Source organism: Prochlorococcus marinus str. MIT 0912 (assembly GCF_027359595.1).
Taxonomy (GTDB): Bacteria; Cyanobacteriota; Cyanobacteriia; order PCC-6307; family Cyanobiaceae; genus Prochlorococcus_B; species Prochlorococcus_B marinus_C.
The window spans coordinates 1057904-1072040 of record NZ_CP114783.1; the positions used below are offsets into that span (position 1 = coordinate 1057904).

The 14137-nt window shown below is 36.0% G+C and carries 18 protein-coding genes and 1 tRNA gene; 7 read left to right on the forward strand and 12 right to left on the reverse strand.

Features of this window, described 5'->3' with window-relative positions; genetic code table 11:
- Positions 1 to 2: 2 nt before the first annotated feature.
- Positions 3 to 119, reverse strand: a complete 117-nt coding sequence (locus O5640_RS06365) for a photosystem I reaction center subunit VIII (RefSeq protein WP_011295429.1) — start codon at positions 117 to 119, stop codon at positions 3 to 5.
- Between the two features lie 133 nt (positions 120 to 252).
- On the opposite strand from O5640_RS06365, the gene O5640_RS06370 reads away from it, so the two are divergent.
- Positions 253 to 594, forward strand: coding sequence for a HEAT repeat domain-containing protein (locus O5640_RS06370; RefSeq protein WP_269611534.1), 342 nt, complete (start codon positions 253 to 255; stop codon positions 592 to 594).
- A gap of 97 nt (positions 595 to 691) precedes the next feature.
- Here the strand turns inward: O5640_RS06370 and O5640_RS06375 are convergent, their stop codons facing one another.
- Together O5640_RS06375 and O5640_RS06380 are read right to left on the reverse strand one after the other, a co-directional pair.
- The gene (locus O5640_RS06375) at positions 692 to 1654 is read right to left on the reverse strand and encodes a glycosyltransferase family 2 protein (protein ID WP_269611535.1); all 963 of its coding nucleotides are present in this window, start codon (positions 1652 to 1654) and stop codon (positions 692 to 694) included.
- The gene (locus O5640_RS06380; protein WP_269611536.1) at positions 1655 to 2440 is read right to left on the reverse strand and encodes a C40 family peptidase; all 786 of its coding nucleotides are present in this window, start codon (positions 2438 to 2440) and stop codon (positions 1655 to 1657) included.
- A gap of 21 nt (positions 2441 to 2461) precedes the next feature.
- Between O5640_RS06380 and O5640_RS06385 the strand changes: the two genes are divergently transcribed.
- Positions 2462 to 3355: a serine hydrolase gene (locus O5640_RS06385; protein ID WP_269611537.1), complete on the forward strand. Its 894-nt coding sequence runs from the start codon at positions 2462 to 2464 to the stop codon at positions 3353 to 3355.
- Here the strand turns inward: O5640_RS06385 and O5640_RS06390 are convergent.
- The 3 genes from O5640_RS06390 to O5640_RS06400 form a co-directional block, all read right to left on the reverse strand.
- Entirely contained in the window at positions 3348 to 3482 is a 135-nt protein-coding gene (locus O5640_RS06390; protein WP_269611538.1) for a hypothetical protein, read from the reverse strand. The two genes, O5640_RS06385 and O5640_RS06390, sit on opposite strands and share 8 nt — an antisense overlap.
- A 124-nt stretch (positions 3483 to 3606) precedes the next feature.
- A complete protein-coding gene (locus O5640_RS06395) occupies positions 3607 to 4161 on the reverse strand; it encodes a hypothetical protein (protein WP_269611539.1) in 555 nt (184 codons plus the stop codon).
- Between the two features lie 91 nt (positions 4162 to 4252).
- A complete protein-coding gene (locus O5640_RS06400; protein WP_269611540.1) occupies positions 4253 to 5134 on the reverse strand; it encodes a hypothetical protein in 882 nt (293 codons plus the stop codon).
- A 549-nt stretch (positions 5135 to 5683) separates the two neighbouring features.
- On the opposite strand from O5640_RS06400, the gene O5640_RS06405 reads away from it, so the two are divergent.
- The 4 genes from O5640_RS06405 (at position 5684) to O5640_RS06420 (ending at position 9451) form a co-directional block, all read left to right on the forward strand.
- Positions 5684 to 5965 carry a DUF1651 domain-containing protein gene (locus tag O5640_RS06405; RefSeq protein ID WP_269611541.1) on the forward strand — a complete coding sequence of 94 codons (282 nt, stop codon included), beginning with the start codon at positions 5684 to 5686 and terminating at the stop codon, positions 5963 to 5965.
- Positions 5966 to 6486: 521 nt separating this feature from the next.
- On the forward strand, positions 6487 to 6774 hold the full coding sequence (locus tag O5640_RS06410; protein ID WP_269611542.1) for a hypothetical protein: 288 nt from the start codon (positions 6487 to 6489) through the stop codon (positions 6772 to 6774).
- A gap of 27 nt (positions 6775 to 6801) precedes the next feature.
- A complete protein-coding gene (locus O5640_RS06415; protein WP_269611543.1) occupies positions 6802 to 9078 on the forward strand; it encodes a tetratricopeptide repeat protein in 2277 nt (758 codons plus the stop codon).
- A gap of 205 nt (positions 9079 to 9283) precedes the next feature.
- Positions 9284 to 9451: a hypothetical protein gene (locus O5640_RS06420; protein WP_269611544.1), complete on the forward strand. Its 168-nt coding sequence runs from the start codon at positions 9284 to 9286 to the stop codon at positions 9449 to 9451.
- 408 nt (positions 9452 to 9859) lie between these two features.
- Here the strand turns inward: O5640_RS06420 and O5640_RS06425 are convergent.
- Together O5640_RS06425 and alr are read right to left on the reverse strand one after the other, a co-directional pair.
- A tRNA-Ser gene (locus tag O5640_RS06425) sits at positions 9860 to 9948 on the reverse strand.
- Positions 9949 to 10008: 60 nt separating this feature from the next.
- Positions 10009 to 11217, reverse strand: coding sequence for an alanine racemase (gene alr, locus O5640_RS06430; protein WP_269611545.1), 1209 nt, complete (start codon positions 11215 to 11217; stop codon positions 10009 to 10011).
- A gap of 73 nt (positions 11218 to 11290) precedes the next feature.
- Here alr and O5640_RS06435 point away from each other — a divergent pair, with 73 nt between their 5' ends.
- Positions 11291 to 11797, forward strand: a complete 507-nt coding sequence (locus tag O5640_RS06435; RefSeq protein WP_269611546.1) for an HNH endonuclease — start codon at positions 11291 to 11293, stop codon at positions 11795 to 11797.
- A gap of 5 nt (positions 11798 to 11802) precedes the next feature.
- Here O5640_RS06435 and prfA read toward each other — a convergent pair whose 3' ends face one another.
- From prfA to rplM, 4 genes are read right to left on the reverse strand one after another with little or no spacing between them, the layout of a single operon-like run.
- On the reverse strand, positions 11803 to 12900 hold the full coding sequence (prfA, locus tag O5640_RS06440; protein WP_269611548.1) for a peptide chain release factor 1: 1098 nt from the start codon (positions 12898 to 12900) through the stop codon (positions 11803 to 11805).
- Between the two features lie 35 nt (positions 12901 to 12935).
- On the reverse strand, positions 12936 to 13196 hold the full coding sequence (rpmE, locus tag O5640_RS06445; RefSeq protein WP_269611549.1) for a 50S ribosomal protein L31: 261 nt from the start codon (positions 13194 to 13196) through the stop codon (positions 12936 to 12938).
- A gap of 37 nt (positions 13197 to 13233) precedes the next feature.
- Positions 13234 to 13641 carry a 30S ribosomal protein S9 gene (gene rpsI, locus O5640_RS06450; RefSeq protein ID WP_269611550.1) on the reverse strand — a complete coding sequence of 136 codons (408 nt, stop codon included), beginning with the start codon at positions 13639 to 13641 and terminating at the stop codon, positions 13234 to 13236.
- Entirely contained in the window at positions 13638 to 14090 is a 453-nt protein-coding gene (gene rplM / locus O5640_RS06455; protein ID WP_269611551.1) for a 50S ribosomal protein L13, read from the reverse strand. Before rplM ends, rpsI begins: the two co-directional genes overlap by 4 nt.
- Between the last annotated feature and the right edge of the window lie 47 nt (positions 14091 to 14137).

Sequence of the window (14137 nt, forward strand, 5' to 3'; positions counted from 1 at the left end):
AATTACTCAGTAGCTGTTATGTACCTACCAATCAAAACAATGAAAACGGCTGGACCCATAATTCCAACTAATGGAATCAGAATAGCGGGAAGCAAACTTGAAGCTAGTTCACTAGTCATTACTTATTTCAATAAATCCACCTTTATTTTATAGAATTATGATCTAATCAAACCAAATACAACCCATTGATGACATAAAAGTTCAATCCGTATATCTTCTTTAAAGATGCACTACTAAATAAATTTTCTCATCATGAATCAAGTTTTTGCTGGTGGTTTAGCTCTAATTATTGCTTTAATCCTTTGGAGTTCAAAAAAACAATCCAATGCATCAGCTTTATTCAAATCTCAAAAGGATTCCTTTCCAAAGGCTGAGGTGACATCATCCGAATTGATAATCGATAAGATTTTAAAAAATCAAAAATCAACAAAACTGAATAGCAAAAACACTAAGCCTTTTTCACAGGCAACTTCACTTAATTCAATAGAAACTAAAAAACAACTCACTAAATTAATCTCTAGCAACCCAAGTGATCGTCTTTTAGCTATTCAAATTGCTAGTCAATGGAACGATAAAAAAGCAATACCTTTTTAAGAAGAGGATTGAAAGATTCTGACAGTAGAGTTGTTATTGCGTCTGCTGCTGGCATTTCATCTTATAAAGGAAAAATTATTGATTTCCAAAAAAAAATTCAAGCTTCTCGTCCTCCTCGAAATGTATCTCTTATGCGATAAATTGGTCTATTTTGACTTTCATGATAAGTGCGGATTTGAAGCTCTCCGAGTAATCCAAACCCAAAAAGTTGAACTCCAGTAACTGCAAGAAGTAAAGCGAAAATAAGTAAAGGTCTATTTCCTATATCTTCTCCTAAAAGTTTGATGATTAATAAGTAAAAACTTGTTATGAAACTTCCAATAATTGCAAGAATCCCACCAAAACCAAAAACATACATAGGTCTAGTTAAAAATCTATTCATAAACCAAACAGTCAACAAGTCCATTAAGACTCTAAAAGTTCTATCTATTCCATACTTACTAGATCCAAATTGACGGGCTCTATGATTTACTTTTACTTCAGTAATTCTTGCTCCTTCAATATTTGCTAAAACAGGCAAAAATCGATGCAATTCCCCATATAATCTCATATCTGTCAATACTTCTTTCCTATAAGCCTTCAAAGAACATCCATAATCATTAAGTCTAACTCCAGTAACTTTTCCAATCAATCGGTTAGCAATTTTTGATGGAAGCTTTCTGCTGATAGCGGCATCTTGTCTGCGATATCTCCATCCACTTACCAGATCAAATCCATCTCTGATTTTATTAACTAATAGAGGAATATCTGCAGGATCATTTTGCAAATCACCATCAAGTGTAACTACTATCTCACCAGAAGAAATATCAAAGCCTGCTGCCATTGCGGCAGTCTGTCCATAGTTTTTACGTAGAAGAACTCCAACTAATTCTGGTATCTCGATGCTTAGTTTTCTAATCACCTCTGCGCTGTTATCTGATGAACCATCATTAACTAAAACCAATTCAAAAGGTTCCCCCATAGGCTGTAAAACTTCTAATAACTGACTCACCAAAAAAGGAAGACTTTCTTCTTCGTTATAGATAGGAACAACTATTGATAGCGCAACATTAGAATTCATTCAAAACTCCTCATAAGGGTCAATAAATCTTCTTGAGTGTTGTTCACTCCGATAACAAGAAATTACTCTTCCAGCAGATCTAAATTTAGATCTATAAAAAGAAGCAATTTCCCCAAGGTTCGGGGGAAATAAACCGTCAATCTCTATTCCATTATGCCCATCAGTCACCCCAGAACTATGAATATAAAAACCATTCTCAATATGCAACCCCACATGTGTACATTTCTCAGAAGATCCAAAGAAAAGTAAATCACCAGGCTTTAATTCTTCTCCTAAAGCTTCAATATTCGATGCAACATTTTTACAGAATTTTTCCTGCTGATAAGCATCTCTTGGTATCCAAATACCTGAACTTGCAAAAGCAGATTGAACTAAACCAGAGCAATCAAAATTAGGGCCTATAGTTCCACCCCACAAATAAGTATCACTAATTTTTTTCGCAGCCTTCGTCCAAGACAATATCCTAGGAATTTTAGAAATAATTTTCTCTTCAGTGAAAAATTTAGATTCCCAGGATTCTATTTTTGAAGCATTATGAGTTAATTCAGAAAATTTAAACCAGCAAATATAGTCATCTTCCAAAAGACGCACTTTAACTCTATCGATTATTTCCTTATTTTTAAAATTAGATTTTAAACAACTAATCAATTGAAAACTCCTACCAATACTTGCTTGTGTAGCTAATTCATCACTATTTTCGCTCTTAAATCCATCAATATTTATTCGCAGTTTCCACAAACTTCCAGAAACAAATGAAGCTTTAGTTAGCAAAACCTCTAAGGTCATATTGAATTCTTCTCGAGCGCTATGTCGTTCTACCGACAAGACCCCGAGATGGCATATTGCCTAAAAGGTCTACTGGATAGGTTTGAAAAAGAAGGACGTCCAAACCTTCATGAAAATATTGCAATAACATGCATCCGTTATCACAAAAAAAATCCATCTTCATCTAGTGGATATGGCACGGGGTGGAACTCAAACAAAAAATTTTATCCTGCAAGCGTAGTAAAAATAGTTTATGCATTAGCAACTCAGGTATGGCTAAAACAAGACTTAATTGTTGACTCAGAAGAACTTAGGAGAGCATTACTTGAAATGATCGCAAACTCCAATAACGACGCTACAAGTTATATTTTAGATCTTTTAACTGGCACAACAAGTGGTCCATCTCTTAATAAGTCAAACTATCAAGCATGGAAAATCCAAAGACAATTAATTAACCTATGGTTAAATGATCTTAAATGGCCTGAAATAAAAAATTGGAACTGCAGTCAAAAGACTTGGAATGAGGGGCCTTTTGGAAGAGAAAAAGATTTTTATGGTAAAAAAAATGAAAATCGAAACAGCATGACAACCGATGGGAGTGCCAGAATCTTTGAATCATTAATGACTCTTGAAATTCTCCCAAAGTTAGAAAGTGAGCATTTAATAAAAATTTTTCAACGCTCTCTCGATCCAGTTGGTCGCAAGCAAAATTTAGAAAATCAAGTAGATGGTTTTTTAGGCGAAGGTCTTCCATTGGCTTCTAAACTTTGGAGTAAAGCAGGTCTAATGAGCGAAGTTCGACATGATGTCGCATGGTGGGAAGCACCTAATAAAAATCCCATGCTTGCAGTTGTTTTTACAAATGGAAAAGAATTAGCCAAAGATCAATTTTTACTTCCTGCGATTAGCAGTGAATTAAATAAATTAGCTATTTAGCAATCAGTAAAATTCCAGCGAATAAAATAGATCCCAAAAGAAATCCTACAGCCAGAAGCACTGCTATTATTGGTGTATTTAAGTAAACAGATATAGTTGCGAGTTGATTACCCTTTGCGTCAGACACCTTTAAAACTCATAAAAATCATATTAATTAAAGCATCTAACTATGCCAAAAAACAAAAAACGTTTCAGTGATAAAACAATTTTTAAAAAACCAAAGAATTGTTTATTGGTATCAAAAAAATAATTTAAATAAAATTTGATTTTGGTTTCTTATTTTGTGAAATTTTAATATCTTTATTTGTTTGATTTTCTTTAATTAAAATATCTTGTTTATCTATTTTTTTATTTATTATTTTCTCATCTACTTTGATTAAATCATCACCTAATGGACTTATCTTATCTAAGTCTTTTGTCTCTAGATTCTGTTTATTTTTTGAGTTAGTAGAACCTATATCGTTTATTACACTTATATTTAGAGATTTATTTTCCTCAACTTTTAAATTATCTGTAAGCACAGAGTTAATATATAAGTCAAAATTAAATCTACCTTTTGAAAATGATATAGATGTGAATACTAATATTGAACATATAACAATAACAATAAAAATATTAGACAATAAACTATTTATTGGAGACCAAAACAATGTCACATTAGCAGTCTCATTTGTTTGTTTGTTTGTATCTTCAGTGGGACTTAAATCTAAAAATATATCTTGATTAATCCAACCTTTATTAGCTTTTCGATAGGGAGACTCACTTTTAGTGAACTCAAAAACCTCCTGGATTCTTTCTTTAAGCACAGCTTAGGTTTATCTAAAACTATAAGAAAGAAAACATAGCAGAAAGTCAGAATAAAAAAGTCGCTTTCACATAGATATTCGTGAAATTGAATTACCCAGCAATAAATACCATCGCCGACAAAAGAATAGCTGAAGCCAAAATCCCTATGGAAGCTATTGCCACGATCTTCCCAGTGTTCAAAGAGACTGATACGGTTAATAATTCAGTCCTTGAGTCTCGTTTCTGCTGTGAATCAATTTGAAGTCGAGAATTAACTTTCGTGGGAGTTCGAGATTTTCTATCCGCTGCGGCTTTCTTCTCTGCTTGGGCTTTCTTATCTGCTGCGGCTTTCTTATCTGCTAAGGCTTTCTTCTCTGCTTGGGCTTTCTTATCTGCTTGGGCTTTCTTCTCTGCTAAGGCTTTCTTATCTGCTAAGGCTTTCTTATCTGCTAAGGCTTTCTTCTCTGCTGCGGCTTTCTTATCTGCTAAGGCTTTCTTCTCTGCTGCGGCTTTCTTATCTGCTAAGGCTTTCTTATCTGCTGCGGCTTTCTTCTCTGCTGCGGCTTTCTTCTCTGCTAAGGCTTTCTTCTCTGCTTGGGCTTTCTTATCTGCTAAGGCTTTCTTCTCTGCTGCGGCTTTCTTCTCCGCTAAGGCTTTCTTCTCTGCTAAGGCTTTCTTCTCTGCTGCGGCTTTCTTCTCTGCTGCGGCTTTCTTCTCCGCTAAGGCTTTCTTCTCTGCTAAGGCTTTCTTCTCTGCTGCGGCTTTCTTCTCTGCTGCGGCTTTCTTCTCCGCTAAGGCTTTCTTCTCTGCTAAGGCTTTCTTCTCTGCTAAGGCTTTCTTCTCTGCTGCGGCTTTCTTATCTGCTAAGGCTTTCTTCTCTGCTGCGGCTTTCTTATCTGCTAAGGCTTTCTTCTCTGCTGCGGCTTTCTTATCTGCTGCGGCTTTCTTCTCCGCTAAGGCTTTCTTCTCCGCTAAGGCTGTTTTCGCTTGCACTTTAAATCCAAAAATTTGTCTTATTCAAGCATCCAGATCACAATGATTTTAAAAATATTGGCTAGTTGCAATGAAGTAATGCAATCGATTTTTCCTGAAAATATATAAATATTTTCGAGTTCATAATAATAGATAGGGCATCATTCCAAATTTCAAGCAATAAGAACGTACTGAGCGGATTGCGAATAGCTGGCTTTCAGGACTGTCGCCGCTCCTTAAAGCCACCCTCCTTAAGAAAATGTTAATCAAAAGTAGCCATTACCTAAACTTGACCTAAGAGAAAAAGACAAATGCGAGTGGGTATTAAACACGCCTCGATGGAAACCTGAATTTATATGTGAATTATGTGGAGCAGGAAACTCAAAAAAAGGTCACAGACCTGCTTGCTTCTCTCCGACTGAAGTTGGCTATATCTACGGTTGAACTCTTTGACAAGAGTAGTATATTTGTATTAGTTTATTCCCTATCGCAAACCGCAAGGGAGCCGCCAGTGAGCAGGTGATTTTTGTCTCTTTTTATTGAATGACTCCTCCATCGGACATCAGTTACATGAATCAACCAATCAGAGAAGCATTACCAACACCATCAGGATGGTTGGTCGCACCTACTAGAGATTTTTGTCTGTTCTTTATTCGTGATCCAAAATCGGTCTTGGTTGCACCGACTGTCTTTACTCAACTTTGGTATTGCCACGAGGATGGCACTCCTACGAAATTAAAAAATACAAGAAAATTGGATTATGAATCTGCCTATGAAACTTGGAATGAACTTCTATCTAATGATTGGGAATTAGTAGAGCATCAATTCGGTGCTTGTGTTGATGCTGCTTAATCAACCAGTGATATCACCCAACACAAGATTATTTCTCACCCGACATTCCACCCAACAAAAAACTGAACTATATGCAACAGTATGAACACTCCTGAATCAATCAATTTCGTTTATCTAGTCACTGAAAGGCATTTGAATCTCTATGAAGCATCCTGAACCAAATTAAGAACGGAGAGGTAAGAGAATAGAGTTGAGTTCATATGCACCGCAGCGGAAGGGGTTGAACGGATTGCTGGTGAATTAGGGCTTTCCCCCTACATTTTCCCCTACGCTTAAAATGTTATTTAAGAGCGACTATTCTCTTCCCCTGACTAAAGATAATAAAAATACCCAGACCCCTTACCACAACACGAAGTTTGTGCTATAATATTTATATCCAAAACGGAAGATATTGCTTGAAAGGGTTAATTATTGAGTAGTAGCGGATTATTTTCACTAACTGTAAAAAAGGGTTTTTTCATTCCGATCTCTACATAGGTGAAATACCAAACGAAGCAATCACAAGGGCTTGTGATGCCCTCTTGGAACTCTTAGGTAAATCAGATCAATCAGGGATTCCGATAAATATCAAAGAGGTAGGAATGAGAGCTTTAAAACTTCTTTTATTGGAATTGTTTATCAGAGAAGCGAAGTGGGTAGGGAAGCATCCCAACTCATTAAAACATCAGAGAGTTCGAATAGATGAGTTTTCGCAAACCTTTGATTATGGATTAAAAGACATAACCAAATTGGACGACTTCAATCAAGTATTTGACTGGGAAAATAGTTTTTTTTACAAGCAAGCTCTTAGAAATCAAAGAAAAATCTGATATATTCAAATTTTAGTTTTTTTAGACTTGGAAGCGAATATAGAAACAGCTCAAACGCTCTTTAAACAAAATAAATATCAAGAAGCAATTGATGCTTGTAAGGAAATATTAGCTATTGATAGCAATTCAATAGAAGCTATAAAATTAATCGCAAAATCTTCTTTAGTAACAAGACAGATTGATGATGCTCGTTTATATTTCAATAAAGCTCTAAATATTCAATCTAATGATTATGAAGTAATTAAAGATTTAGGCAATACCTATCAAGCTGTTGGGGATATGAATACTGCTAAAAAATATTATCAAAAAGCAATAGACATAAATAAAAAATATACTCCAGCCTTAACTAATCTTGGGAGTATTGAACTCAATACAGGCAACAAACAAGAAGGATTATCTTTATTAATCAAAGCGACTGAATCAGATCCACAATCAGCTCCTGCTTGGGTGAATCTTGCTAATGGTTATTATCAATTAGGGAAGGCGAAAGAGGCTGAAATTGCCTGCCACAAATCAATAGAACTTAACCCTAACCTCTTTAACTCTCATTTCCTTCTTAGCTCCATCCTTCTTGGGCAAAAGAAACTTCAAGAAGCCGAACAATCTCTTCGCCAAACAATTGAACTCAAACCTGATTTCTTTCAAGCTCATTTAAATCTTGGGGCAGTTTTACAAGAGCTAGGAAAATCACAAGAAGCTGAAATATCCATACGCAAATCAATAGAACTTAACCCTAACCTGTTTAACTCTCATTTCCTTCTTAGCTCCATCCTTCTTGGGCAAAAGAAACTTCAAGAAGCCGAACAATCTCTTCGCCAAACAATTGAACTCAAACCTGATTTCTTTCAAGCTCATTTAAATCTTGGGGCAGTTTTACAAGAGCTAGGAAAATCACAAGAAGCTGAAATATCCATACGCAAATCAATAGAACTTAACCCTAACCTGTTTAACTCTCATTTCCTTCTTAGCTCCATCCTTCTTGGGCAAAAGAAACTTCAAGAAGCCGAACAATCTCTTCGCCAAACAATTGAACTCAAACCTGATTTCTTTCAAGCTCACTCAGCTTTAGGTGGCTTAATGGGAAAACTTGGTAAATTACAAGAAGCAGAAATCTCTACTCGCAAAGCAATTGAAATTAATCCTGATAACGCTGCGGCGCATAACAATCTAGGAAACATATTTCGAGATATTTCCAACTTACAAGAAGCAGTATTGTCATACGGCAAAGCAATAAAAATTAATCCTGATTTCGCAGAAGCGCATTTCAATCTGGGAAACATATTGAGAGATCTTGGCAAATTACAAGAAGCAGAATTATCGATTCGCAAAGCAATTGAAATTAAACCTGATTACGCAGAAGCATATTTCAATCTGGGAAACATATTGAGAGATCTTGGCAAATTACAAGAAGCAGAATTATCGATTCGCAAAGTAATTGAAATTAAACCTGATTACGCAGAGGCACATTCAAAACTGGGAAGTATATTGATAGATCTAAGCAAATTAAAAGAAGCAGAATTATCACTCCGCAAAGCAATTAAAATTAAACCTAATTGGCTAGCATATATTTTATATGCTGGATGTATTTTTACAAGGAAAGCTTTCGAAGTAGCAACAAGTAACCTATTAGAAGCAAAGTCACTAGAACTAAAGAACCATCAAAAGGCTTATATAAATGCCGCACTGAAAGCAACAGATTTAGCAAAGAATAATTCAATCTATTCAAAAAACTTAAACATTGCAAAAGGGTCAACATTATTAATTAATAAAAGTAAAAATAAATTAGTTTTAAATCTAAAAAGAGAAGATGAGTTATTAACCTATTTATATAGTGTCAAGAATCGAGAGTTAAATAACACAATAGATGCTCGCTATGGAAAAGGTTTTTGTTCTCAAAACCTTTATTTCTTTGATGATCAATCTCCACTCATATCCAACCTTTCAGATAATTTAAAGAAGATTTGCAAGGAAGAGTTAGGATTAAAGGAAATAATGATTTGCGAGTCATTTTTTAATATTTTCAAATCAGGATCTAAGGCTGGTGCTAAGCCTCATAAACATTTGGGTAAGAGCGACTCTTTCTTTGGATTAGAATTTTATAAATTTAGCTTAATATATTATATAGATATAGGAGATCAAAATGGTGAAGATCCAGGAATACTAAAATTATATGATCCTGATGAAGAAATACTACCAACTAACAATATGTTGGTAATCATTGGCGCAGAAAGATATCATTCAGTTTCCTATCTTGGTAGAAAAGACAGAGTAGTTTTAAGTGCCAATTTCTATGGCTTTTACTAATCATCAATTCTAAATATTTTAAGGATAATTATATTTCTCAGAAGATAAGAAACAAATAATCTTAAAAACAAAGAAAACATTTGAAGAGAAACATCCCACGACCTTCAAATGTATGTATCGTTTCTGGGTTTCTAAAGGCGAATAAATAATAAATAATTATTCTAGAAATAAGAAAATTAAATGAGAACACAAGGCATTTACTTAAATGTTTTACGCAGAAATGATTGAGAAGTATTCAGAAAAGTTCAACCCATCCAAAGCGGACACAATTGCTGAGATTCTTAGAGCGTATCCAAAACTTATTGCTTACAAGCAGAAGGTAATAGAGGGAGAAAGCAGATCATTTGTGAGGATGTTTTCAAATGCCGTATGAAAAGAATAAAACCACCTACCAAGATGAGGAGTGGTTTGAGAGAGAGCAAAGAGAAGAGTTAGTGAATACATTAAATAGAGAATCCTATTTCTCATTTGGAGTAGAGAGCACCCACCCACCGTTACGGGTGCTCTTTTTTTATGCCTTCTTGTAAGGCGAGGCAGGAGAAAAAAACCCCCACATCCTCAAAAAAGTTTCGCCCACGCAGCATCCGAAATAGATTGACATACCTGAGATCTCGCATCCCTTCAGCGATTTCCTTTCCCCCTACTTTTCCCCCTACACAGAGCACGGTTTCTATGGCACACTTACGGAACCCTACGAACTCTGCATCCTTCTAATCCTTTGCTGCAGAAGCGTTTTGACTCTTCTCTGAACTTATATAAACTCGCCCGAACTTAAAAAACACGGAGAGGGAGGGATTCGAACCCTCGACAGAAGTTACCTCCTGTAACTCCTTAGCAGGGAGCCGCTTTCAACCACTCAGCCACCTCTCCATATTTAATACCTTATCAAGTCACAGATCAAAATTTTTGGATTGTGCTCCTCTACAAATTTTAAGTGACAACTCGAGGAAGACGATTTCTAAAACTACAAAGAACTTCCCATGGAATTGATCCAGACAAATCACACCAATTTTGGGGTGGAATACAAACTTCTCCATCAGTTCCAAGAAGGGTTAAAACTTGACCTGTTTTAATATCTGGTTTATCTGTTATGTCGAAAACCATTTGATCCATGGCAATCGCGCCCACTTGGGGCACCAAAACACCATCTATTGAGGCTGAAATTTTCCCAGAAAGATTTCTACTGACCCCATCTGCATAGCCAATGGCAACTACAGCAAGCTTGCTTTTCCTTTGCGTTTTGAAAAAATGTCCATATCCTACTCCTGTCCCTTTCTCTACTTCCCGAACCAAAGTCACTCGAGCCTTAACTTTCAAGGCTGGGTTAAGGTTCAAATTAGACTCAAAATGATTTACAGGAAAATAACCATACAAGCTAAGTCCAACTCTAACCATATCGAAATGAAGACGCCTATCAGAAAGTGTTCCAGCAGAATTTGCTAGATGTCTACATAGAATCTTACTTCTTGAGCCCAAATCCTCTAAAACCTTCTCAAATCTAGTCAACTGAATCTGTGTGAAATTAGGTTGATTAGTGTTTCCTAAATCTTTATCAGCAATTGCCAAATGACTATATATCCCCTTTAAGGATATATTTTCTAAAGAATCAATTTTAACAATTAATTCTTTTACTTCATTGCAATCACAACCAAGTCTCGTCATACCCGTATCAACTTTTAAATGAATATCAAATTTCTTATGATTATTTTCAGCGATGTTATTGCAGATTATTGCCTCACGAATTCCACTAATCGTAGGAATAAGATCCCAGCAAAAAGAGGAATAAAGTTCTTCTGCATTAATTAGATTTCCAAGAATTAATATCTGACACTTCAAGCCAGCATTTCTTAATTGAATACCCTCTTCTAAAGTTGCCACTCCAAGACTATCAGCGCCTCCAATCAAAGCAGAATTAGCAACAGTCTCTGCCCCATGTCCGTATCCATCGGCTTTTACAACTGCCATTAGTAAACAATCTTTGCCAATAAATTTTTTCAAGACTCTGGAATTATTTTCAATAACTTTCGAATCGACCTCAACCCATGCACGACTTCGAGGATCTGGGCTAATTACATTTTCAGTTGCCCCACGAAAAGTGAAAGATCTCTCACTTCTATTGACCTTTGACGTACTTTGCATGCAATCAATGTAATAAGGGAAACTGCAACAAGGCTGTAATACCACTAGCATGCCGCTTAAATAGCTTGCTTGCATGGGTCAAGTTCTTGTTTTGAATGCGTCCTATGAGCCATTGAACATCACTTCATGGCGTCGCGCGACTGTTTTAATGCTTAAAGGCAAGGCTGAAAGTCTTGAAGAAGATGCTTCACACAATATTAGGCAAGATATCAAAGCACCTACGGTAATAAGATTGAGGCAATTTATTAGAGTTCCATATCGTGATATTCCTCTTTCTAGAAAAAATATATTTCAAAGAGATAATAACTGTTGTCAATATTGTGGGCAGAAAAATAAAAAACTTTCAATAGATCATGTTTTGCCCCGCAGTAGAGGAGGAACTGACAATTGGGAAAATGTGATTACTGCATGTCTTCAATGTAACGTAATGAAGGGCAATAGAACTCCGGAAGAAGCAAAAATGCCTTTAAAAACAAAACCTTATAAACCTTTAAATAATATGAGTTTTGAAACAACAAAACAAATTCATTCTGGTCGTCATAAAGAATGGAGTAAATATGTAATTGGATGGGTAGCTTAGTTTTTTTAATCTTCTGATTGATTGCTCAGTTCTTCCATTTGCCTTTTTTGTTCTTCAGCAATACATGCTCCAATTACATCTTCTAGTTGACCAGCTAAAACTTGTTCAAGCGGAAAGTTAGTTCCTAATCTGTGATCAGTTGTTCGATTATCTTTATAATTATAGGTTCGTATTTTTTCACTTCTATCACCAGTTCCGACCTGAGATAAACGAGCAGATCTCTCTTGAGCATTTGCCTCTGCAATCTCTAATTCTAATAATTTAGCTCTTAAAATCTCCATTGCTCTCTCCCTATTTTGTAATTGGGAACGTTCCTGTGTACAAAAAACTCTTATACCTGAGGGTTTATGAAATAGATCTATTGCTGTTTCAACTTTATTAACATTTTGCCCACCAGCGCCACCAGACCTGGCTGTACTAATTTCCAAGTCAGTAGATTCTATCTTTACCTCAACTGGATCAGCCTCAGGCATTACAGCGACAGTCGCGGTAGAAGTATGTACTCTTCCTTGAGATTCAGTTGAAGGAACTCTTTGGACTCTATGAACCCCTGCTTCAAACTTTAATTGACTATAAACAGAATCCCCTTTAACAGAGATAATCATTTCACGAAAACCACCCATATCAGCTTCTGTTGAACTGATGGGCTTTACATTCCAACCTAATTTTTGTCCATATCTCTCATACATTCTTGCTAAATCACCAGCCCATAAACAAGCTTCATTCCCTCCTGCTCCTGCTCTTATTTCAAGCATCACACTTTTTTCATCTCTTGGATCTTTGGGCAAAAGAGCCAAAGTCAATTTTTGAATTAATTCATTTTTTGAAAGTTCAAGATTTTCAAGTTCTTCTCTAGCCAAAAGTTCCATCTCTTTATCGTCTCTACTCTCTTTCACTAAAGCTTTAGCTTCTAAAAACTCTCTTTCTATAAGTTGGAGTTTGGCAAAATCATTAACCAAAGGCTCTAGACGAGATCTCTCTCTAGAAATTTTCTCTAATTGTTTAGGGTCTGATGCAACATCAGGATCAGCAAGTTGCATCTCTAAGTTTTCAAAACTACTTTTAGCTGTTTCTAATCGTTTTATTAGGGTTGAAGAATCCATTTCTTTGTATTCCCTAAATCTTCAGATAATAGCTATCAACTTTCTTTTTTTTCTTTTTGAGATTTATCTTTTTCTTCACTTGAATCAGAAGAAGCCATCCCATATTTCCTCATAAATCTATCCACTCTTCCTTCCGTATCTAAAATCTTCTGGGTTCCTGTAAAGAAAGGATGGTTTCCACTCCAAACATCAACCTGAATTTCAGGCTGGGTAGAACCCGTTGTCATAACAACTTCTCCATTACAAATAACTTTTGCATCTGGATACCAAGTTGGATGTATGTCTGATTTAGGCATGATAAGGAAAGTGTAAGATTTAACGTGAAAAGTAAAATTATCTCTTTGAGAATTGTGGAGCTTTACGAGCTTTTTTGAGACCATATTTACGCCTCTCTTTTGCTCTAGGATCGCGACTAAGATGGCCCTCTACTTTAAGAGGCTTCCGGTTATCAAGTGACAATTCACATAAAGCCCTTGCTGCTCCTTGCTTTATGGCGTCAGACTGACCGGTCAAACCTCCTCCATATACGTTTACAAAAACATCATATGATTCACTAAGGCCTAAAGTTTTCAGAGGGGCTTTAACAGCAGATATATATGCTGGATTAAAATTCAAATAATGATCACCAGGACGACCGTTGATGATTATTTCACCTTTTCCAGGGATTAACCGTACTCTAGCTACCGATGTCTTACGTCTACCAGTGCCCCAGTAAACTACTTTGTTTGTCGAACTAGTCATTTCGAAATAGATCCAGAATTTAGAGTGAGAATTTTAGGTTCTTGAGCTGAATGAGGATGATCAGAGCCCTTGTAGACTTTGAGTTTAGTAAATAATTGCCTTCCTAATCTTGTATGTGGCAACATTCCCTTGATTGCCTTTTCAACGATTCTCTCTGGAATTCTAGATTGAAGAGCCTTAAAGGTTTCAACTTTCATTCCTCCAGGACGTCCAGAGTGTCTGCGATAAAGCTTTTGATCAGATTTTTTGCCGGTCACTTTGATCTTTTCTGCATTCACAACAATGACAAAATCACCAGTATCAAGGTGAGGAGTGAAATTTGGCTTTGTTTTACCCCTTAGAACACTAGCAACCTCAGTTGCTAGTCTACCTAGAGTCTGATTCTCAGCATCAACCAGAAACCACTGGCGATCTATTGAATCCGGCGATGGAACGGAAGTCTTGTTCATTTTTCCTGAACACCATTAACACTGAATAAGCATTGTCGTTTTGATAA